This window comes from Acinetobacter sp. ME22, assembly GCF_022012315.1.
In the GTDB taxonomy this organism is placed as follows: domain Bacteria; phylum Pseudomonadota; class Gammaproteobacteria; order Pseudomonadales; family Moraxellaceae; genus Acinetobacter; species Acinetobacter brisouii_A.
In genome coordinates this window covers 1-271 of the sequence record NZ_JAKLTL010000057.1, presented here as the reverse complement: position 1 = coordinate 271, position 271 = coordinate 1, and the positions used below count along the sequence as shown (strand labels likewise).

At 43.9% G+C, this 271-nt stretch carries 1 protein-coding gene; it reads left to right on the top strand.

Annotation, left to right across the window (positions count from 1 at the left end; genetic code table 11):
* Positions 1-271, top strand: a 271-nt coding sequence (locus tag LVY74_RS17670) for a hypothetical protein (RefSeq protein ID WP_237816150.1), incomplete at both ends; no start/stop codon positions are given.

Sequence of the window (271 nt, the reverse complement as noted above, 5' to 3'; positions counted from 1 at the left end):
TGCAGCGCATATCATCCGTGAATGCTTGACCAATACCTTGTGGGGCAAAGGCGCAAGTGAGTCGCAAATTGACGATAGTAGCTTTATTGCGGCAGCAGATACACTCTATGACGAACAACTCGGGCTGTCACTGGCATGGACTGAATCCAAGACCATCAAAGATTTTATCAGCAATGTTTTGGATCATATCAATGCTGAGCTGTATGTCGACCGTATTTCTAATCTGTGGACCTTAAAGCTGATTCGCGATGATTATGATGAAGATGAACTT